Below are 21,875 nucleotides of genomic sequence, written 5' to 3'. Positions count from 1 at the left end.
GATGTCTAATGCATTTGTCGCTGGTGACTTGCTCTGGTATCCCATCAAAGACAATAGAGTTGTTGGGAAATAAGGTAAAATAAGTTAAGAAAAAATTGACCAACTTGAATGCTAAATATTAAACGGGCTTTAAAACAAGATAGGTTACTCATAGCATTAACATTCCTTAAATCATAAAGCATTTCAATCCTTGCTCTCAACCTTTATTCAGGTACCCCATAAAAAACCAAAAGGCCGAGAATTAACTGAACAGCAGCATCACGAAAATCGAAAATTAAGTCAATCTAGGGTGATATGCGAAAACGCCTGTGCGGGCGTCAAACGTTATGGTGCTGTCAATCAGATTTACTGTAATCACAAGAATGATTTTGATGATAAATTAATGTTAACAGCAACTGGGTTATGGAACTTGTACCTGATGGTAGCATAAATAGCAAAGTCACGCTCCCAAAATTCCTAGGTTTAAGTTTTCATTTTCCCTAACCTAAGTTATTTCCCAACAACTCTATTCTTCTACTTTGAGAAATTTATAAGCGCGATCGCACTTATAAATTTCGCTAGACATAATTTAGCTATTCTCCGTAGTTAGAATTTTTTTTCGGGTGATATTCTATTGCCATCCAGATGCAATCTGTGTCAGAGCAATACTGATGCCACGGATAAGTATATTTCTGATTTTCATTTACTTGACAGAAAGGAACAATCTGAGTATATCCCTCTGCCATAATCAAATCTTCATAGAGAGTATCAAAATTTTCGGCTTTGAATTTTTGCATTCGTCCTTGTCCAAAGACTTGGGTATGAATCTCTAAAAAGTCATGTTCATTATTGATTGCACAATCAGTATGGGAAGGAGCATACCAGAGGTTGACCTTGAGAGCAAATTTTTCTTGCTGATTAGGTGTTGTTGATTGTCTTGCCATAAAATATGGATCGACTTTTATGATGGCTGCTTCATCTTGAGGAGATTTCCAGAGGGGTACATCTTTAGGAAAGTCAATTAAGTTTCCTAATATATCCCACCCACTCTCAAAAATAATCTTACCAATGTTTTTGGTTTCTACAACCTCCAGGAAAATTAAGGATTTTGCTTCTTTTACGACTGTATCACTGAGGATAGTCGATGAAAAAGCTGGAATAATGCTGCGATTAGTTTCATCTAGGAAAGCTTCTGAATCTTCGGGGTTGACCACAATAGTACGGTTTTGAATATGATAATTTTCCACATTCTCCACATACTTAGCGTCTATGTACCCACTAGAAAAGTTAAGGTGTTTGATTTGATTAGTTGGCATTTGGTTTTGATAGAAAATTACAAGACCTCTTAGTTTGTCTGTAACTGCACCACGCGATCGCTACTTGAACTTCTCTTAGCTAAATTAAAGTTTCTGTTAGTTCCCCAGTTTTGATTAAATTATTGACTTGAAAATCTTTCTTGATTATTAATTTGTTTTGTACAAATTGTTTTTTTTATTTTTTCTTAAGAATAAATGGTTTTTTAATGTCCAACAGAATAGAGTAAAAAAAGAGGGATATAGATAGGAATTGCCCTATTTTTAATGAATGCTAGAATTAGGGACTAAAACTATTAATTAAATTTATTTAGTATTTTTTAAGTTATAGGGAAGCCATGCGATCGCTAATTAGTATTGAGAAATTTCCCATCATCAAAAACAAAATCAATTATGAAAAGGACTTACGCAGAAATGGGGTTTATCAAAAAAATTTCCTGGTTTGAACAACAAGATCGCAGTAATAAACCCCCTTTATTGGTCGCGGGTGGGTAAGTCCTGATCCAGTTGAGAGAGAAAAGAGTAAGACTTACGCATAAACGCTATTGGTAGTGAACTATTTCATCTTAAATGATGCAATAGATGTAGGTTGGGTTGAGGTACGAAACAAGAACAAAAATCTTTTCTCCCCTACTCCACTACTCCCTAATGCACTATTTTAGGTGAAACAGTCCAGCAGGGTGTGTTAGCGGTAGAGTAACTGAGCAAGACTCTATATGTAATTGATTTGGCTTATAAATTTTGTTGGTTAGGGATTATAGCAGTGACAGCATCTTGCTCCTGCTCCAGCTATTCTTTTTTTCTACCATTACTATGCTAATATAAAAGATTATTCAAGAAAGTTGTAGATTAAAGTCCTGGTTAATTTATGAATAATTGTTAAATCAAGCAATTGTTCAGAACTTTTGGGTTACTTTGCTGGTGGTAGAAAACAATATGAAGTTAATTAGCGATCGCCTTTAATAAATGAAAAAAACAGGTAGTTATATCTGCCTGTTTTTTTTGTTTTACTTTTTGGATATTACAGCGATTTTCATTTCGCCACAGTAGGGACGCCCTTATGCAACGTCCCTAGCAAGTTTTTTGGTTATCATATAGAATCTGATTGAATAAAAAAATGTTAAAATAACTTTTTACTCAAAATACCAATGACAACAACTAATACCAAAGAAATAAATTGGGATGCTCTAACATCAGAACTCACAAATATCGAAATTATTACCGAGCCAAATCAAGTCATTAAACTCTCTTTAGACTATTATCATTTTAGCCCTATTTTAGAATCTAAATTAAAAGATAAAAAAGCTAATTTAATTGTTCGCCCCAGCAACGAAGCAGAAGTTTTACAAATAGCTCAAACCTGCGTTAAATATCAAGCACCTTTAACAATTAGAGGTGCGGGAACTGGTAATTATGGGCAATGTATTCCTTTAGCAGGAGGAGTAGTTCTCGACACTACAAAAATGAATAATATTAACTGGATTAAACCTGGTTTATCTTGCGTGGAACCAGGAGTAAAATTAGTAAACTTAGATAAAAAAGCCAGAGAAATTGGTTGGGAAATCAGAATGTTTCCCTCAACTTATCGCACTGCAACAATTGGCGGATTTATCGGTGGTGGTAGTAGTGGAATAGGCTCAATTAATTATGGTGGATTGAGAGATCGTGGTAATGTTTCTGCTGTCCGAGTTGTGACAATGGAAGACGAACCAAGAGTTTTAGAATTGCGGGGTGATGAGGTACAAAAAGTTAATCATGCTTATGGAACTAATGGGATTATTACTCAATTAGAAATACCTTTAGCTCCTACTTATCCTTGGGCAGAATTAATAGTAGCTTTTGATGATTTTATGACCTGTGCTAAATTTGCTCAAGCATTGGGAGATAGTGATGGAATTGTCAAAAAATTAATAACAATTTTTGCTTGGCCGATACCTAGTTTTTTTGTTGGTTTAAAAAGTTCAATTATTGAAGGAAAACATTGTGCTTTTTTGATGATATCTGAATATAGTTTGGCATCTTTTCAAGATTTAGTTAAAGAATTTAATGGTGAAATTTGTTATGAAAAAACTGCTCAAGAGGCAAGTAAAAGTACACCAATATATGAGTTTACTTGGAATCATACAACCTTACACGCTCGGAGTGTAGATACAAACTTAACTTATTTACAAAGTGGTTTTCCAACTGATAGAAATTTAGCACTTGTAGAAAAAATGTATCGGTATTTTGGTGATGAAGTAATTATGCACTTAGAATTTGTCCGAATGAATGGTACAACTACACCGGTGGGATTACAAATCGTCCGTTATTCTTCAGAAGAACGACTGAATGAAATTATTGAAGATCACGAAAAAAATGGAGTAAATATTTTTAATCCTCATACCTATATTTTGGAAGATGGAGGCATGAAAACTACAGATATTGAACAATTAGAATTTAAACAAAAAGTAGATCCTTATGGATTATTAAATCCTGGGAAAATGAAAGGGTGGATTAATAATGGATAATTAGGGCTTACTGAAAAAGTCTGATAGGTGGGGGGAGGAGTCAGGAGATGTAGGAACGTTGCATAAGGGCGTCCCTACAGGAATTTACAGAAGACAGTAGGAATAATTATCCCTTAATTTTTCTGCCAAAGTCAACCAAAAACCTGGTACTTTTTCCCGACCTAAAAATTTGATAATTTTTATATATCCAGGACTTACGCAAAGGCAGTAGATATAGGGTATTGGTGCGTTGTGCGTTGTGTGCTTTACATGTCGCGTAGCGTTTCGGCGCTTGAGCCGACATATAAAGCGGAGCTTTGCGGAACGCAAAACGCACCTTACTACAGATAGCGTTCATGGGTAAGTCCTAATATCAATACTTTGATAGGTAAAAATTTTAGCCTTTTTCTGCAAATGGTGAAATCTTTACCAGCAAACACTTTTATATTTATTCAACAAACCCTAATTAGATCAGGACTGACGCCAAGCAACCAATCAACCCGGTTTATTATGATATTGTTGTTTAAACCAGGAAATTTAGTTGATCAATCCCCAAAAAATCCTTGACTTTTGACTAGGACTTACGGAAAGGCACTAGATATGGAGTATCGGTGCGTTACGCTACCGCTAACGCACCCTACCAACAGGGTTCATGGGTAAGTCCTGTTTTTTTAACTATCACCCATCTTCTTTCTTTCTTTTTCAGAAAAATATTTATCAATGAGCTTAACGCCAACGGCAGATTCTCCTTCAAAAACTGAGCCAGTAGTCAATTCTTGAACGCGCTCTTTTAACTTGACTTCTAATGCACCTGAAATAGGAACATAACCTGCTTCAGAAATTACCTTTTTATTAGTCGCATCCATTTGGTAATCAACAAGAGCTTTAACAGCAGGCATTTTTTCTAGGGAATTTTTATTTACATATAAAAATAATGGACGAGATAGAGGACTATAATTACCGTTGGCGACTATCTCCTGACTTGGTTCGATACATTGACCACTACCATTATCAATAGCAATTAACTTCAAAAAATCCTTATTTTGTTGGTAGTAGGCAAAACTCAGGAAACCCAAACTACCTTGGTCAGATTCGATGTCCTGAATAATGATATTATCATCATCACTACTCTTGAAGTCCTTTCGGCTTTTACCTGGTGTTCCCAGAACAGCATCAGTAAAGTAATCATAAGTACCAGAGTCAGTGTTGGGAGCATAAAGATTCAGGGGTTGTTCAGGAAAGTCTTCACGAATTTGTTTCCATTGAGTGATATTTTCAGCAGCATCATCATTAGGCTGCCAGATTTTTTTTAGTTCTTCTAGAGTTAGACAGTCTGACCATTCATTATAAATGTGGCCAAGGACGGCAATAGCATCAAAGGCAATGGGAATTTCCACAAACTCTATTTCGTTTTTCTGACAAAGATCGATCTCAGACTTTTTCATAGCACGGGAAGCATTTCCTATATCTATATCCCCAATACAAAACTTTTTCAGTCCAGCACCAGAACTAGATATTCCTACAATTACCTGAATATTAGGATTATCCTCCATAAAACTTTGAGCTATTGTGTCTGAGATAGGAAAAATGGTACTGGAACCATCAACTAGAATATAATTTCTCGCTTCTTCTTCTTCTGGAGTTGCTACTGCGGAGGGAGTCTCAGTAGATTCTGTTTTTATTTCTCCACCTTTACAAGCAGTTACAAACAATAGTATGGCTAAAGTGAAAAAACGAAGATATTGGTGCTTTAATTTAATCCCTAAGTTCATAGATTTTCTTCAATAATGGTATTATTACTTAATAATACAATAGATAATTCTATCATTAGGATGTTATATCATGTCCAGTTGAACTTAAGCAAAGGTACTATATAATATAGACTTAAAAAACTATAGGACTATAGTTTTGAGCGCTATATCTATGGTCTATGGGTAAGTTCTACTAAGATTTAGGAGGAAGAAAGGCAAAAACTAGAAGACAGAAGGAAAAAAAGGTGAGAAAGGAGAAAGTTTTTTGATCAGATTCTTATTCTCCGAACATAATGTTTAGCCAAAATCAGGTTTACAGGACTTACGGAAAAGTACTATGATATATATAGAACTCCTAACCGGATTTATAAAATTAAGTAGGGGATGGGGAGATGGGGAGATGGGAAGATATCGTTGCCCATAATCTGCTATAACGTATTGATAATTTCTAATTGTTTGTTTTATGTTACTAAGATTTAAAACTGAACTGCACTGGAATAATTAGCAAAAAATAATACTTGCTAAACATGACCTAGCCTGTCACACCTGGAATTAGGATTATGGCTAACAAAAAACATCCGTATAGCACAATTTCAATATAAATAATCGGTAATCAAAAAGCTTTCTCTCTTTCAGGGTGTTTTTCTCTTCTTTCCTTTGACTTCTCCCTTCTTTCTAATCTAGCAAAATGAGGAAATATGATTATGGTTGCTCAATTTAGTTATTCATCACCTCTACAACAAGCTATTGACCGTCATCCTTTAACTGTGAGTCCAGAAACTCCTCTGGTAGATGTTCTCAAATTAATGAGTCAGTCAAATAATAGTAGTGCTTTACCTAATGTAAATATCTCTGAAAATGAACAGGTTGAGGAATCAAAAATATCAAACCACCAAAAAGATACAAGTGTTTTAATAGTTCAAAATATCCCTATAGAACCAGAACAAAAAGATAGTGCACAATCTTCCTTATTAGGAATATTTACTGCTACTGATATTGTTAAATTAATAGCTAACGATAAAATTAAGAATCTCCAAAATTTATCAGAAGATTTACTGATTAGGGATGTAATGACATCTAATGTTATTACTCTGCGAGAATCAGACGAACAAGATTTATTTACAGCTTTGTCTTTATTCCGAAAACATAGAATTAGCCATCTACCAGTGCTAAATAATCAAGGTAAAATAGTTGGTGTGATGACACCAGAAAAAATTTGTCAAGTATTGCAACCTTCTAATATTCTGAGGTTAAGACGAGTAAATGAAGTCAAAAATGATAATATGACAGTGACAATTTCAGGAACAGCATCATTGTTGAAAGTAAGTCAATTAATGGTAGAAAATAAAGTGAATAGTGTCATTGTTACACAGAATAAAAAAGTTAAAACCCAAAGTATCGAAAAACCAATTGGCATAATTTCTAATAAAGAGATTGCCCAAGCATATTTTCTGAATTTAGATTTCGCAAAAATACCTGTAAATACAGTAATGAAAACTCAAATAAATTGTCTGAAAGCAAACAATTCTTTATGGGATGCTCATAGAAAAATGTTGCAGGAACAGGTGCAACTTTTGATAGTATCTGGTAAGCAAGGAGAGTTAATAGGAACAGTGAATCAGACAAGTTTATTGCAAGTATTAGACCCAACAGTTATGTTTAGTTTGGTTAGAAAATTACGAGCTGATGTGAGTCAATTACAAGCAGAAAAATTTGAGTTATTACGGACTCGAAATGCAGAATTAGAAAAAGAAGTTCAAGCACGAACCGCAGAAATACAGGCACAGTTGGAACGCGATCGCCTCCTGGCTCAAATTGCTCTGAGGATTCATCAGTCTCTGAATATCAATGAAATAATTAATGCAGCAGTTACAGAAGTGCAGCAATTTTTGAAGGCAGATCGAGTAGTTTTATTTCAAGTAAAATCTTCCAAATTAACTAAGATAGTTGCTGAGTCAGTAGATGATAATTGCAATTCTTGGATGGAGGAGCAAACTTTATATGAGTGCTTAATGTCAAATTTAAAAATCAAGAAAAATCAGATTCAAGCAGTTGCAGATATTGAGCAATCAGATTTAACTACAGAACAAATTACGAGTTTGCAACAAAAGCAGGTAAAATCTTTCTTGATAGTACCCATGTCTCAAGGTCGGCAATTATGGGGAATTATGTGTACCCAAGAATATTCAGGGATTCGAGAGTGGCAACCATCGGAAATTGATTTATTGCAACAATTAGCTACTCAGTTAGCGATCGCTATTCAACAAGCTCAACTTTATCAACAAGTACAAACTCTCAATACGGACTTAGAAAAACAAGTAAAAGAGCGCACTGCGCAATTAGAACAAAAAGTGCAAGAATTAGAACAACTTAATATTCTCAAAGATGATTTTTTAAGCACTGTTTCCCATGAATTAAGAACACCTCTATCAAATATGAAAATGGCTATTCATATGTTGAAAGTATATCCGATTCCAGAAAAGGTTCAACAATATTTAAAAATTTTAGATACAGAGTGTAAAAGAGAAATTGAATTAATCAGCGATTTATTAGATTTACAACGTTTAGAAGCAGGTAGAGAATCTATTAATTTAGAGGTAATAGAATTAACAAATTGGTTGCCTAATATCATAGAACCTTTTAACTCCAGGGTGAAAGAAAGGCAACAAATTCTCAACAATAAATATCCTGAAGAATTGCCGATAATTCGTTCTAATCCTAATAATTTGGGCAGGATTTTAGCAGAACTTCTAAATAATGCTTGTAAGTATACTAAAGATGGTGGAGAAATCATGTTTGCAATTGAATATAACCATAAAAAAAATTCCTCAGAAATTCCTTATTTTATTCAATTTATAGTTAGTAACCCATCAGAAATTCCCGAATCAGAATTACCTAAAATATTTGATAAATTTTATCGAGTTCCTAATGCAGACCCTTGGAAACAAGGGGGAACAGGTTTAGGTCTGGCTCTAGTCAAAAAATTAGTAGAACAGTTAAATGGTAATATGATTGCTACTAGCAGTAATGGTTGGACAACTTTTACAGTCGAGTTGCCAATTTAAAAGAATTGTATCGTTAAATAGCAGTGAAAGTTATTGATAAGTATAATAGAGGTAATGAATTAGGGTTAGCTGGAAAAAGCAGAGTCTGAAAAAACTGGGAAGAGGAGTGAGTCAGAAACTGCCGATCAAGATTCTTCTGCCCTTGTCTTACCCAAAATGCTAACCTTTTTTACCTCTAGATATCGAAAATCTAGCACTTTTTAAAATATCCAAAAAAGCTAAAACCTATTTGTCAATGCTTTGAGATTTAATCAGCAAGCGAGAATTATTAGTTAGTAGTTAAAAGTTGAGGTATTTGTTATGAGTAATCAACCAAGCCATCCTAACACAAATTTTTTTCAAAGCTTAAAAACTTTTTTTAAACGCTTATTATATGTAATGGGAAGTCATCCTATTATTGTTGCATTAATATTGCTGTCGTCTGTTTTTTGGGGTGGCATACAATTTCAAAGAAATCTTGATGAAGGTAAAAATGAAAATTATAATTCCGAACTTAACGAATCTAAATTTAAACCTACGCCTGTGAATAAAGTAAATCCTTTTCTGATTGCAGCAGGAGGTTGGTATAAATACGATAATCAGATAGAAAATGAGTCAGAAATGAGGATAAAAGTCACAAAAAATCAAGAGGAACAATATATTATTCTCAATGGCACTTTTCCAAAAGCAGCCGGTTACGTTACGGGAGAAATAGGCGGAAATATACTTCCTTTTGCTGGAAAAAATTTAACTTTAACTATCGAAGGTTCAGGAAATTCTACTTTTGATAATGATAAAATGTTTCGTCTTGAAGCAAATGATCGACCTTTAGAACCGGAAGAAAATTCTAATAGTATTACTCGTAATTTGGGGAATAAATTTATCAATGCAAGAGATGGTAATGTTACTTTTAAATTACCATCTAATTTAACTAAACTTAATTTGGTTTTCTGGAATGCCACCTTAAATGATTTAAAAATTTCAGGAACAGTTAGTGAAAAATAATCATTAGAAAATGACTTGTGAAATAACCAAAACTCTTCCAAGTTTTTGAGGAATATGTAGTATGTGTAATTGTAATTAAGTCAATACTTCATATTTTGAAATTCTCCCAACCTTACTCTGCAAGACCAAATTTAAAATTATGGTGGGGTCTTCTGGCAACTTTCTGATAAATTAATAATTGTAGTCAATAACTGCATTAAAGGTGCTTTCAGGGAAACAAAAACAACAACCAAATTTTAATTCTAGGGATTGGTCATGGCCACTATGGCCAATTTTACCCCTATATCCTTATGGTCAACGGCGGACATTAAGAAAAGAAATAGTTAAAGATACAATCTGGACTTTTGACCAACTCCAGGGTATCTTTTATGTTACTGTACCAATTAGAATGACAGTAGTGAGAATGATAGGAGGGGGTTTATTTGTCTACGCTCCCATAGCACCAACGTGGGAATGTGTTCGCCTGGTGAATGAATTGGTAGAAAAATATGGAGAAGTTCGCTACATTATTTTACCAACTATTTCTGGTTTAGAACATAAAGTATATGTAGGACCATTTGCCAGAAAATTTCCCACAGCGGAAGTTTTTGTCACCCCCAACCAATGGAGTTTTCCTCTAAATTTACCCTTGAGTTGGTTGGGTTTGCCCAGAAACCGTACTTACTTACTTCCTGTGAATAGTGGCGATGCACCTTTTGCAGCGGAATTTGACTACGCAACCTTGGGACCTCTTGATATTGGTTTTCGACCTTTTGCGGAAGTGGCATTTTGGCATAGTGTATCCAAAACTTTACTGGCGGTTGACACTGTGTTATCTCTTCCTGCTGAACCGCCGGAGATTTTAAATTTAGACCCTTATCCATTATTATTTCATGCCAAAGATAATGTGTTTGATGTGGTAGAAGATACTCCAGGAAATAGGTGTATAGGGTGGCAAAAAATATGTTTGTTTGCATTATATTTTCAGGTGGATGCTTTAGATGTAGTTCCGACTGGGGAAATGTTTAAGAATGTTGGGAAAGCAAGCGATCGCTCAAAGCGTGCATATTTTGGTCTCTTACCGTGGCGATGGAACTCAGACTGGCAGCGTGCTTTTACAGAATTACGCCAGGATGGTCGGTTGTTAGTAGCGCCTATACTGCAAACTCTGATTTTAAATCGCGATCCCCACCAGGTCATGGAGTGGGTTGAAAAGGTGGCAAGTTGGAATTTTCAGCAAGTTATTTCCTGTCATTTTGATGTACCTATTCAGGCAAGTGGTAATGAGTTTAGACAAGCTTTTAGTTTTTTAGAAAAAGACAATAAGGGGTATTTACCAAAGATAGATTTAAAGTTTTTGAGACAATTAGATGAGCGACTGAAAAAGATAGGAATTTTACGTTAAAGTAGCAAAGATAATTAATAATTAATAATTAATAATTTTGGATAGTGCAGATGAAGATTAATTTCTATCCATTGTAACACAGCTTTCGAGGCTGTAATAAGCAGGATACTTGTTTCTATCCATTGTAACACAGCTTTCGAGGCTGTAATAAGCAGGAACCTTGTTTCTATCCATTGTAACACAGCTTTCGAGGCTGTAATAATCAGGAACCTTGTTTCTATCAATTGAAACACAGCTTTCGAGGCTGTAATAAGCAGGAACCTTGTTTCTATCCATTGTAATACAGCTTTCGAGGCTGTAATAATCAGGAACCTTGTTTCTATCAATTGAAACACAGCCTTCGAGGCTGTAATAATCAGGAACCTTGTTTCTATCCATTGTAATACAGCTTTCGAGGCTGTAATAATCAGGAACCTTGTTTCTATCAATTGAAACACAGCCTTCGAGGCTGTAATAAGCAGGATACTTGTTTCTATCCATTGTAACACAGCTTTCGAGGCTGTAATAATCAGGAACCTTGTTTCTATCAATTGAAACACAGCCTTCGAGGCTGTAATAATCAGGAACCTTGTTTCTATCAATTGAAACACAGCCTTCGAGGCTGTAATAATCAGGATACTTGTGTTACATAGTGCTTGTAACACATCCTTCTAGGATTTAACAAGTAGAATGTTTGTGTTACATAATAATTTGTAATATCGCAGTCTAGGCTGTAACAAGCAAGATGCTTGTGTTACATATTAATTTATAATACGGCCTTCGGTAGCTGTAACAACCTGGAAGGTTGTGTTAAGTAATTTGTAACACAGCTTTCAAGGCTGTAACAACCTGGAAGGTTGTGTTACATAGTGATTTGTAAGCCTTCGAGGCTGTAACAACCTGGAAGGTTATGTTACATAGTAATTTGTAACACAGCCTTCGAGGCTGTAACAACCTGGAAGGTTGTGTTACCACTTATTACTAAATAAAACCATGAAAAAAATTACAAAAATTTCATCAATAAAATCTCAAAACTGGTCTATTGATAAATTGCCTGGTTTAAGCAAAGAACATCAAGAATTACTAACAAAATATGGCATTACTTCTACTAGAAAAATTTTGGAAATTACCCATACTTCCCAACAAAAATTAATATTAGCAAGTAAATTAAAAATTCATCCTCAATATATCAAAAAATGGGTAGCATTAGCAGACTTAGCGAGAATTCCTACCGTTGGTTATGAATACTGTGGACTTCTGCTTCATGGTGGTATTGCTTCAGTTTCTCAATTATCTCAAATACCTGTTCATAGATTACACCAACAAATACTAAAATTACAGGTATCAACTATGCAACGTCGTGACCTTTGTCCGACAGTAGATTTAGTGCAAAAATGGATTCAACAAGCTCAGTTGTTATCATTATAAAACCCCTTGCATCTTGATGAAGAAATGAAGAAATAGAGGTTAATAATTAATCCTTAGATCAAATGAAAACCGACCATATATTTGCTCGAATTTTCCAAGACTTACCCGAAACCTTCTTTTCTTTGTGGGGAGAAGTACCAAAAAAAACTCAATGATTATCCTTTTGATTCGGTAGAATTAAAACAGACCGCCTTTAGAATAGATGGGGTATTTTTACCTCAAGATATTGACCAACCAATTTATTTTACGGAGGTACAATTTCAGAAAGAGGAGAAAATCTATATAATATATAGATCGGGACTTACGCAAAAAAAAACCGACTTTCTGGGTTCCCCTGCGTAAGTCTTGGTAAAGAGATAAAATCAGGACTTACGCAGTAGTTAGGATATAATGCAATTTAACACTTTTGTCTCATCCATCAATGATTTAAACAGGTGCGTCAGCGCTCCTAACTTACAAGAAGTTTTAGTACAACCAACTCTCCTTGCCAAACAAGGACAACTCTCGCCACCACAAACACACTCATTAGCATCAACCGCCACAGAATATGGTTTGCGTCCAGTCTTAGTGTGGGATATTTTGATGCCAGAACAAGTTATGAACCAAATTTGTGAACAACTGACTCAGTGGGATATGAGCAAATTTGCAGCAGTGCGAGTTGCTGACCCAGGAGCAGCTTGGTGGTTGAAAATTCATCATCCTCATATACCACTACAGTTAATTGTAGAAACAGGTAATCACAATATAGAAGGGTTGCGGGGTTGGTGTGAGATTTTTGCTGATTCTTTGGAACGTTTGATTTTATCTATCGAACTGCCAGAACAAAAATTAATTGAATATTGTCAAACACTTCCTGTTGCTTGCGAAGTTTTGGGAGTAGGGCAAATTTTGTTGTTTTATTCCCCACGTTCCCTATTGTCTCCACATTTATTAGACTCTGATTCAGAAGCAAAATTTCCTTTGCAAACTACTGTGTCATCGGAGGATAGCAATAACCGACCTTTCCCAACTTGGGAAACAGCGCACGGAACATTTATGTTTTTGGATAAAGATCAATTTATTTTGGATAAACTGGAAGGTTTACAAAGGGCTGGTTTAGATACAGTCTGTTTAGACTTACGACATTTGGGAAAAGATGGTGATGTGGCAGTAGATATTGACAAAATTTGTTCTCAAATTTTAACTGACCCTGTTTCTTTGCGGAAAAACTGGGCGAGACCAACACGATCACCTTTTTTCAATGCTAACCGCACTACCTCTATATTTTCTCGAATGAAGTCTAAACATAAGTTAGCTGCATATCGACAAGAAATAGGTTTAGCTGAGGTTTTAGCTGGAGAAAGTGGAAATTATGTTGTATTTCAAAGTTTGCGACCTTTTACCATTGCTCAAATAGAGAAAATTATTGTACCCACTGGGGAAGAAATAGAAATTCCAACAGAAATAGTATTTCGGAACTTAAATGGTGAAGTAGTTGAGTCATGCGATCGCGAACAAATCTTAATTACAGATTGGATTAAAAAAGCAATGCCAGGTTCATTATTGTTAGGTCAAAAAAGGAGTAGGGGAGTAGGGGAGTAATTTTTTTGCTCAATGATGCGCCTAAACCTGTTCCCTGTTCCCTGTTCCCTATTCCCTCCATACCTAACACGAATCAAATAGAATTGCTATATTTGATAAAAATTGATTTATAATAGAAATTTGACTGTTTATAATAGGAAATTTAATAGGAACAACTTATGTCCGTATTTTTAGCGATCGCAGTTTTAGGTATGTTGATTGTAGTTCACGAGTTAGGCCACTTTATGGCAGCTCGACTCCAAAATATCCATGTGAACCGTTTTTCCATCGGCTTTGGCCCGATAATTTGGAAATACCAAGGGCCACAAACTGAATATGCACTTCGAGGTTTTCCCTTGGGGGGTTTTGTCGGTTTTCCTGATGATGACCCAGATAGCACAATTCCTAAAAACGATCCAGATCTATTACGGAACCGCCCCATTCTAGACCGAGCGATCGTTCTCAGTGCTGGAGTCATTGCGAACCTCATCTTTGCTTATTTTTTGTTAGTTGCTCAAGTAGGTATTGTTGGTGTAGCAGATTTTAACTACGCTCCTGGTATCAAAGTTCCAGAAGTTGCGACAAATGTTAGTTCTGCTGCTGCTGAAGCAGGTATTAAAGCCAATGATATTATTTTGTCGGTGGGAAACAAACAATTAGGCGCTAACCAAGAAGCTATTAGCACTTTAGTCACAACCATTCAAAATAATGCTAATAAAACTTTGAGCATGAAAATTCAGCGTGATGGGAGAAATTTATTTCTGGAAGTAACACCAGAATTAGGAGATGATGGCAAAGGTCGCATCGGTGTGCAATTAATTTCCAATGGAGAAGTAGTCATAAATCGTCCTAGTAATATATTTGAAGCTTTGAGTATTGGTGCTGAAGAATTTCAAAAAATTGTTTTCTTAACACTTCAGGGTTTTTGGCAGCTTATTACTAATTTCGGTCAGACCGCAGGGAAATTAGCAGGACCTGTAGCTATTGTAGACATGGGAGCAAAAATTGCTGAGAATAATGTGACTGAACTATTTAGGTTTGCTGCATTAATTAGTATTAATTTGGCAGTGATTAATATTTTGCCATTGCCCGCTTTAGATGGTGGTCAGTTAGCATTTTTAGCGATCGAGGGTGTTAGGGGTAAACCATTACCACTTCGGGTTCAAGAAAATGTCATGCAGACAGGTTTGGTATTGTTATTAGGTTTAGGGGTGTTCCTGATTATTCGGGATACCGCTAATTTGGAAGGGGTGCGTTCTATTTTTCAGAGATAAGTTGGGAAACTTCAAGTCAAAAGTCATGCATTCAACAGTCAAAAGTAATTTTTACTGATAACTGAAATAACTGTAGTAGACCGACACACCTTAAATGGTGCGGGGCGGGTTAGAAATTAATGAATAATGAGTAATGAAATCAAATTTCCACTCCTTGTCTACTATCTCTTAGTTGTAACTAGAGGTAATTATTAATTATTAATTGTTAATTATTATCAACCTGCCCCGTTAGAGGGTGAGTGGTATTATGGGGGAGAGTTTAACCTACTTATCGGTGAATACTCCTTAACTTTCGTTATGATTTTTCGGGAACCGTAACCCGCCCCTACAAAAAATGGTGCATAGGGTAGGGGCAGGTTTGAGCAGAAATTTCCATGGTTACTCTAAGGTGTACATAAACCCGCCCCGTTAGAGAGTGCGTGGTATTATAGGGGGCGGGTTTAGCCTAGTTATCGGTGAAGACTCGTTAACTTAATAATGAAACCCGCCCCTACAAAAAATGGTGCATGGGGTAGGGGCAGGTTTGAGCAGAAATTTTCATGGTTACTCTAAGGTGTACATAAACCCGCCCCTAAGTGTTCCTTCTTCCTTCTTCTTTCTTCTTTCTTAAAAATGGTGATAACTCGTAAATTTTCACTGACGCGACAGCGATCGCGAGAGTTACTTCTGCGTCTGAAGTATCTCTATCCAGATGCTACTTGTACTCTGACTTATGAAACCCCCGTTCAATTACTTGTAGCTACTATTCTTTCTGCTCAATGTACTGATGAACGAGTCAATAAAGTAACACCCGCTCTATTTGCAAAATTCCCGAATGCTTTAGCGCTGGCAAATGTAGATATTGAAGAACTAGAAAATTTAGTCCGTTCCACAGGATTTTACCGCAATAAAGCTAAAAATATAAAAGCTGCTTGCCAAATGATTATTGATAAGTTCAATTCTCAAGTTCCCAAGCAAATGGAAGAACTTGTGAAATTACCTGGAGTAGCAAGAAAAACAGCTAATGTTGTCTTAGCTCATGCCTACGGAATTATTGTTGGGGTGACGGTAGATACCCACGTTAAAAGGTTGAGTCAAAGGTTGGGTTTAACCCAACATTCTGACCCAATTAAAATTGAGCAAGATTTAATGCAATTGATACCTCAGCCTGATTGGGAAAATTGGTCTATTAGATTAATTTATCATGGTCGGGCAATCTGTAAAGCTAAAAATCCTGCTTGTGATAAATGTCTATTGAGTGATTTATGTCCTTCTGTAGCAAATTTATTAATGGATAATGGATAATTGATAATGAAAACTATATTTAATTATCAATAAATGATTCAGGACTTACGCACGCGCGACCAAGAAACTGGGTTTATTGACCTAATATTATTGTTTAAACCAGGAAATTTCGTCGATTAACCCGGTTTTGTGTAATTCCTATAGTTGATAAAAGTTTGATTTATATTGAGATTTGTGGTATCCTATGAGATTGGTCAAATAACTTAAAATTAAAGATACCAACTATAGCAATTCCCACAGTTATGAAGTGTATTTATAGTATCCCTTTCTCAGGGAGACTTTGAAGGCTTTCCACTGAGAAAGATGGGTTTTCAAGGCTTCCCCTCCTGACAAAGGGGGCAGAGAGAGGGGATATAAAACAGTACCTGATTGATTTAAAGAACTGCTATATTTATCTACTTTGGAGGAATAAAATAATTAATCATGGCTAAAAAAAGCATGATCGAGCGTGAGAAAAAACGCAAAAGATTAGTAGAAAAATATGCTGAAAAACGTGAAGAACTAAAACAGCAATTCATGGAGGCAGAAGATTTAGAGGAGAAAATAGAACTCCATCGTAAACTTCAGAGATTACCTCGTAATAGCGCTCCTAACCGTGTGAGGAATCGTTGTTGGTTAACTGGACGGCCTAGAGGGTATTATCGGGATTTTGGACTATCTCGTAATGTTATCCGAGAAATGGCCCATGAAGGTTTATTGCCAGGAGTTGTGAAGTCTAGCTGGTAGAGGAGAAATGTGGGGAGTTGGGGAGTAGGCAGTGGGGGAGAAGGGTTAGAAGTGTGGGAAGGGTAGAAAGAAACTACTTACTAATAATTAAACAGGACTAAAGCCAGGCGAACTCAGAAACCCGGTTGATCGTAGATTATTACTGTTCAAAACAACGATTTCTCCTAGAAACCGGGTTTCTCCGGTGTAAGTCCTATTTAAAGTAACATTAGCCACACCACAAAAATCATCAATTCTTTCTCTTTTTTATTTCTACTCTCTACTCCCTACTCCCTCTTTTCCAGAGATATCTATTGTCCACAACAACGCTCTATTCCCAGACTATCTAATAGTAAGTCACTAACCGCATTGGCGATCGCAAACTCTCCATAAAAGCTCTGGGAAAAGTCAAAAGCCTGCATTTCTGTAACAATGGCAATTACTAATGAGCCTAAATCATTTTCTCCTTCCATGCGATGGCGAACAAAAATTTGGGCTGCCCTATTGGCAATATCTTCATTCACTCTTTCGGGAAGAAACTCTTGATTAAGCCATTTATGTAGAGAAGCTTGCAACCATTGGCCCTCTTCTTGGGGATTTTGTGCTGTTGGTAAAGTAATTGCTTGGATTGGTTTAGCCATAATTCTAAAGTTTATATTAAAAATTGTTAGTGGTAGTCCCATGACAGAATATGATATTAAGTCAATCATACAAGGATATGCTCAAGGCTACTTTCTCATGGCCAATGATGGGAAAAATAGTTTGGGGTGGTACGGTAGTCGTAAGCGGGCATTGATTCCTTTAGATGAAAGATTTCGTTATCCACGGTCGTTGCGTCGTGTAATTAATCAAAATCGTTTTACCGTTGCTATTAATCGAGCTTTTGAAGCTGTGGTTGAGGGTTGTGCAGATCGAGAAACAACTTGGATATCTCAGGAACTGAAGCAAATTTATAAAGCTTTATATGAAGTAGGATATGCTTATAGTTTTGAGACTTGGCAAGGAGATGATCTTGCTGGTGGAATTTTAGGTATTGTGATTGGTGGGGGTTTTATTGGGGAGTCAATGTTTTACAATATTCCAGAAGGCTCGAAGGTAGCGATGGTAAAGTTGGTGGAGCGACTCCGAGAACGAGAGTTTGTTTTTTTTGATGCTCAGATGAATAATCCCCATCTGGAAAGATTTGGAGCTTATAGTATCACGGATAAAAAATATAAAGCACTTTTGAAATTGGCATTAAGTCGTAGATGCACTTTAATTTAAGAGCGAGTAGGTAAGTTATCAGTTAAATATTTTTTCTAATTTTATCATAACCACAAAGTAATAATTTAACTGCGGACTTCAGAGATTCCCGTTACAAAAATAACTTCTAACTTCTGACTTCATTACATAATTTATCTAATACAATTTTTACAGCATCAACAATTACATCAGGTTGGTCTATCCAGACAAAATGACCACTTTTATCAGCTTGAAGTTGAACAAAATTTGTTGATAGATTAGAGAAATTTTTGTGCATTTGCTCCCGTAAGTTGTTAGCTGCTTTTAGAGGAGTTAAAAAACTCCACCAAGAAGGTTGAAAAAAAGAATTAGCTTTGATACTAACTATTGGCATTGAACCAAATTGATTAGCAATAGTAACCTGATTTCCACTATTATTTAGATTTAGCATTTCTCGACACATTGTAATCCAGTGTTTAGAACGACAAAAAGAACGTTTTACTAAATTTCTAGACTCTTGAGAAAAATCTCGTAATTCAGGTTTAATCAATTCAAATATTCCACATTTTCTTAATAGCTGAATAATTCCTAATATTGAGCCGAAAGTAGACATAACAAAGCCCGACATAAAGAATAGTTTCAAAGCTTGTAATTGAATAGGCATTTTCAGCATTCCTGTCTCATGGAGTCCATCTGTGAGTACCATTCCCATAATTTTTTCAGGGAAATAATGAGCATATAATCTAACATTATAACTACCAAAGGAATTTCCTACTAAGATGTAAGGTGGTTTAATTTCAGCTTGAGTAAGTAGGGTATCTAATTCTTCTACAATTTGACTGCTAGTTCTAGGATGAGGACTATGCTCACTCCATCCATATCCAGCTCGATCATAAATACATACTCGCCCAAATTTTGCCAGTTTTTCTACTAGGAAATACCCTTCTATTCCACCTAAACTATGGTCTAAAATAATTGTGGGATTACCTTCTCCTACAGTGTACAAATGTAGACGATAACCGCCAATATCAAATAGTTGACCAGGGGGTTGTTTTTGATTTTCAATCTGGACAGCGATCGCTTGATATAGTGTTGTAGTAATTATCAGAATTATTCTGATAGATAATGACATTTTTAGTATTCCTATAGATAAATAATAGCTGCTTCTTTACTGAACTCAGAAACCCGGTTTTTTCCTATAAACCAGGTTTCCTTGTCCTAATTCTATTACTAGACCGACACAGCTAATGTAGTTATTATTCAACAATAATTACACATCCTTTCCATCCTAATTGATTACCCATATTAATTCCATTTTCAAAGATGTCTTTTCCAGTACCAATCACCTTTTTTTCGCTCTTACCTTGATTACACAAAATTTTTCCTTTATTTAAACCATTAGAGCGGTAATATCCTTTATAATGCCAATCAATTTTTTGGTTCCAACCAATTAACTTAGAGTAAGCAGTATAGCAAGATTCTGGAATACTAGATTGAGTCCAAGTCCACCAAGCACCTCCTTGGTTAGAAGCAGCGGAACAGTAGGGCAATCGTGATGTCTGACTATTAGCTTGTTCAATTCCTGTAATAGCTAACACACATCCTAAAATTAAAGTGGTAATCAGATGACTTTTCTTCATTTTTATTTCTCCTTATTTTGCTCGCATTCATAATGTTTATAACTTTTATAGATGTTTTAACCTGATAAATTAAATGTATCAAATGTAGTTGTTATAGTAAGTGAAGTTAGCGGTGATAATAATTTTTTTTATCATAGTTAAATTATGAAAAATAATTTTAAACTTCGTTAAATTAGTTAGATTTGCTGATTAAATTTAAAATGATTTATCAATAAAAAAAAAATAGGGTTTTTAGGCAAAAAAAGTGAGTATTTAAAGGTGAAAATGGTAAAAAAATCAAGGGGGGTTATTATCAACAATTCTCTCTTCTACAATTGTCTATTCATCTTGATTTTTAACTACTTCCTACTACCTATTTCCTACCTCAAAAAAAGACCTATAGCAATCCTAAATAGGTTGTAATATCAAATCCAATAGTATTAATATGATTCAATATCCTAGGGGTTTGGTCTTCAAACCCTCTACAAACTATGAATTAGGGAGTAGGGAGTAGTTAAGAGTAAGGATTTAGGAGAGTTACAGAGGAAGTAGTTGAAAAAATATAGCAATGAGCGCTGGTATATTTACAAATTGCAGGAGCTGTCCAATAGCTAAAACCTTATATTATCGGCCATTCAGTCTCCCTGTTCCCACCTTCTGTGTTCCCTGTTCCCTGCGTGCAGCGCTATAGAAATTATCTATCTAATTTTATGCTCAGTAACTAAGGTTGAACTTTCCCATTCTCCTTTGTCATTATAACTACGAATAATTCGTTGACGAAGTTCCGGTTCAACTAACCAACCAAGTTCAAAAAATAAAGATTTTCTCAACTCAATTTTGACAGGAAAAGTAGCAGATGCACCACCAGGAAGTAACAAGACTTTTACGGGTTGAGAACTTTGGTCAAAGTGTAAAATTGAACCTTCAATTTTAGCGCTAGAAGTGAAAGTTTTTGGATTAGTATTACCAAAATTAATTTCCTGAACTAATCGACCTGTATTATCAATATTTAATTCCATTTGAGTTGGATAAATATTCGGTTCTCGCAGATCGGGATACATAGTAATAGCTTCTCCCTGCCATTTTCCTAATAAAGCATCTACTGTTAAAGGAGGATTTTCAGGAGTGTCTATTCCAGCTTGTTTTTCTCGAATTAATGTTAATGAATCAAAATCACCATCTTTGTTAAATAATTCGACTAAACGTAGACGACGATTTTTAGTAACTAAACCAAACTCAGCACCATTAATTGAAAAAGGTGCTATTTGTATTGTTCCTTTAGAAAAAGCGCCACTTTCAAAAAATAAAAGATTTCTACCTAGAGTCTGATATTCTGTTACTAATTCATCAACTTTTGACTCCGGAGTTTTGGTGAAAGAGTTATAACGACTTAGTGTTAAACGTACTGTTTTATTCTGGTCATCAAGACTTTCTAAAATCAGAATACTAGGTGTGTCTTTTAGTATTTCTCCTGTGGCAGAAATTTTAGTAAATGAACCGTGCCATTCACCAAGATTTTGGATAAAATTTTCCCATTGTGTTTTCATATTTTTTTAGTAGATTAAGTTAGGAAGGAAGAAGGAAGAAGTAAGAAGGAAGAAGTAATATGACTTAAAAACATGCTTGGGTTTAGACAAAGGATACCAGAGGAATATTCTGCCTAACAGGAAAGCCCAAGGTTGGAAATTATTCATATTACTTGATCGACTAAATATTGTATCCGCTCAATAAATTGGGGTAAGAAGAGAAAAAGTGCAGCTAGTATGGTAAAATATTACCCATGACGCCAAAAATATCATCATCAAAATTAGTGGCCACATTACTGCAATCAATTGACCCAGAA

18 protein-coding genes and 1 pseudogene are annotated in these 21,875 nt (G+C 35.4%); 12 read left to right on the top strand and 7 right to left on the bottom strand.

The window, feature by feature from the left end:
* Positions 1-190 precede the first annotated feature (190 nt).
* On the top strand, positions 191-430 hold the full coding sequence (locus VKJ25_RS07265; protein ID WP_324235956.1) for a transposase family protein: 240 nt from the start codon (positions 191-193) through the stop codon (positions 428-430).
* 142 nt (positions 431-572) lie between these two features.
* Here VKJ25_RS07265 and VKJ25_RS07260 read toward each other — a convergent pair whose 3' ends face one another.
* Complete coding sequence (locus VKJ25_RS07260; protein WP_324235955.1) at positions 573-1,295, bottom strand: hypothetical protein; 723 nt, start codon at positions 1,293-1,295, stop codon at positions 573-575.
* 1,145 nt (positions 1,296-2,440) lie between these two features.
* Between VKJ25_RS07260 and VKJ25_RS07255 the strand changes: the two genes are divergently transcribed.
* A complete protein-coding gene (locus VKJ25_RS07255; RefSeq protein ID WP_324235954.1) occupies positions 2,441-3,799 on the top strand; it encodes an FAD-binding oxidoreductase in 1,359 nt (452 codons plus the stop codon).
* 650 nt (positions 3,800-4,449) lie between these two features.
* Here the strand turns inward: VKJ25_RS07255 and VKJ25_RS07250 are convergent.
* Positions 4,450-5,550, bottom strand: coding sequence for a PstS family phosphate ABC transporter substrate-binding protein (locus VKJ25_RS07250; protein ID WP_324235953.1), 1,101 nt, complete (start codon positions 5,548-5,550; stop codon positions 4,450-4,452).
* Between the two features lie 683 nt (positions 5,551-6,233).
* Between VKJ25_RS07250 and VKJ25_RS07245 the strand changes: the two genes are divergently transcribed.
* The 3 genes from VKJ25_RS07245 (at position 6,234) to VKJ25_RS07235 (ending at position 10,962) form a co-directional block, all read left to right on the top strand.
* Complete coding sequence (locus VKJ25_RS07245; protein WP_324235952.1) at positions 6,234-8,594, top strand: CBS domain-containing protein; 2,361 nt, start codon at positions 6,234-6,236, stop codon at positions 8,592-8,594.
* Between the two features lie 300 nt (positions 8,595-8,894).
* Positions 8,895-9,578 carry a hypothetical protein gene (locus tag VKJ25_RS07240; RefSeq protein ID WP_324235951.1) on the top strand — a complete coding sequence of 228 codons (684 nt, stop codon included), beginning with the start codon at positions 8,895-8,897 and terminating at the stop codon, positions 9,576-9,578.
* Positions 9,579-9,780: 202 nt separating this feature from the next.
* The gene (locus VKJ25_RS07235; protein WP_324235950.1) at positions 9,781-10,962 is read left to right on the top strand and encodes a DUF4336 domain-containing protein; all 1,182 of its coding nucleotides are present in this window, start codon (positions 9,781-9,783) and stop codon (positions 10,960-10,962) included.
* 57 nt (positions 10,963-11,019) lie between these two features.
* Here VKJ25_RS07235 and VKJ25_RS07230 read toward each other — a convergent pair whose 3' ends face one another.
* Positions 11,020-11,442 carry a hypothetical protein gene (locus tag VKJ25_RS07230; protein ID WP_324235949.1) on the bottom strand — a complete coding sequence of 141 codons (423 nt, stop codon included), beginning with the start codon at positions 11,440-11,442 and terminating at the stop codon, positions 11,020-11,022.
* A gap of 492 nt (positions 11,443-11,934) precedes the next feature.
* On the opposite strand from VKJ25_RS07230, the gene VKJ25_RS07225 reads away from it, so the two are divergent.
* The 6 genes and pseudogenes from VKJ25_RS07225 to rpsN all read left to right on the top strand — a co-directional run bounded on the left by VKJ25_RS07225 (position 11,935) and on the right by rpsN (position 17,213).
* Positions 11,935-12,369 carry a DUF4332 domain-containing protein gene (locus tag VKJ25_RS07225; RefSeq protein WP_324235948.1) on the top strand — a complete coding sequence of 145 codons (435 nt, stop codon included), beginning with the start codon at positions 11,935-11,937 and terminating at the stop codon, positions 12,367-12,369.
* Between the two features lie 195 nt (positions 12,370-12,564).
* A pseudogene (locus tag VKJ25_RS24515) lies at positions 12,565-12,711 on the top strand (DUF2887 domain-containing protein); the annotation flags it as partial.
* 48 nt (positions 12,712-12,759) lie between these two features.
* The gene (locus VKJ25_RS07220; RefSeq protein WP_324235947.1) at positions 12,760-13,950 is read left to right on the top strand and encodes a U32 family peptidase; all 1,191 of its coding nucleotides are present in this window, start codon (positions 12,760-12,762) and stop codon (positions 13,948-13,950) included.
* A gap of 158 nt (positions 13,951-14,108) precedes the next feature.
* Entirely contained in the window at positions 14,109-15,203 is a 1,095-nt protein-coding gene (gene rseP, locus VKJ25_RS07215) for an RIP metalloprotease RseP (protein WP_324235946.1), read from the top strand.
* A gap of 612 nt (positions 15,204-15,815) precedes the next feature.
* Positions 15,816-16,487, top strand: a complete 672-nt coding sequence (nth, locus tag VKJ25_RS07210) for an endonuclease III (protein WP_324235945.1) — start codon at positions 15,816-15,818, stop codon at positions 16,485-16,487.
* A 423-nt stretch (positions 16,488-16,910) separates the two neighbouring features.
* The gene (gene rpsN, locus VKJ25_RS07205; RefSeq protein ID WP_324235944.1) at positions 16,911-17,213 is read left to right on the top strand and encodes a 30S ribosomal protein S14; all 303 of its coding nucleotides are present in this window, start codon (positions 16,911-16,913) and stop codon (positions 17,211-17,213) included.
* Between the two features lie 290 nt (positions 17,214-17,503).
* On the opposite strand, the gene VKJ25_RS07200 is transcribed toward rpsN, so the two are convergent.
* Entirely contained in the window at positions 17,504-17,833 is a 330-nt protein-coding gene (locus VKJ25_RS07200) for a hypothetical protein (RefSeq protein WP_324235943.1), read from the bottom strand.
* 40 nt (positions 17,834-17,873) lie between these two features.
* On the opposite strand from VKJ25_RS07200, the gene aat reads away from it, so the two are divergent.
* Positions 17,874-18,455 carry a leucyl/phenylalanyl-tRNA--protein transferase gene (gene aat, locus VKJ25_RS07195; protein ID WP_324235942.1) on the top strand — a complete coding sequence of 194 codons (582 nt, stop codon included), beginning with the start codon at positions 17,874-17,876 and terminating at the stop codon, positions 18,453-18,455.
* 106 nt (positions 18,456-18,561) lie between these two features.
* Here the strand turns inward: aat and VKJ25_RS07190 are convergent, their stop codons facing one another.
* The 3 genes from VKJ25_RS07190 to VKJ25_RS07180 form a co-directional block, all read right to left on the bottom strand.
* Positions 18,562-19,545: an alpha/beta fold hydrolase gene (locus tag VKJ25_RS07190; protein WP_324235941.1), complete on the bottom strand. Its 984-nt coding sequence runs from the start codon at positions 19,543-19,545 to the stop codon at positions 18,562-18,564.
* 124 nt (positions 19,546-19,669) lie between these two features.
* Complete coding sequence (locus VKJ25_RS07185; RefSeq protein WP_324235940.1) at positions 19,670-20,053, bottom strand: hypothetical protein; 384 nt, start codon at positions 20,051-20,053, stop codon at positions 19,670-19,672.
* Between the two features lie 677 nt (positions 20,054-20,730).
* Positions 20,731-21,579, bottom strand: a complete 849-nt coding sequence (locus VKJ25_RS07180) for a DUF3598 family protein (protein WP_324235939.1) — start codon at positions 21,577-21,579, stop codon at positions 20,731-20,733.
* Positions 21,580-21,875: the final 296 nt, after the last annotated feature.

The sequence above is a fragment of the Okeania sp. genome (assembly GCF_035285525.1).
In the GTDB taxonomy this organism is placed as follows: domain Bacteria; phylum Cyanobacteriota; class Cyanobacteriia; order Cyanobacteriales; family Microcoleaceae; genus Trichodesmium.
The sequence above is the reverse complement of the archived record's forward strand: the minus strand, read 5'-3'. Positions and strand labels throughout refer to the sequence as shown.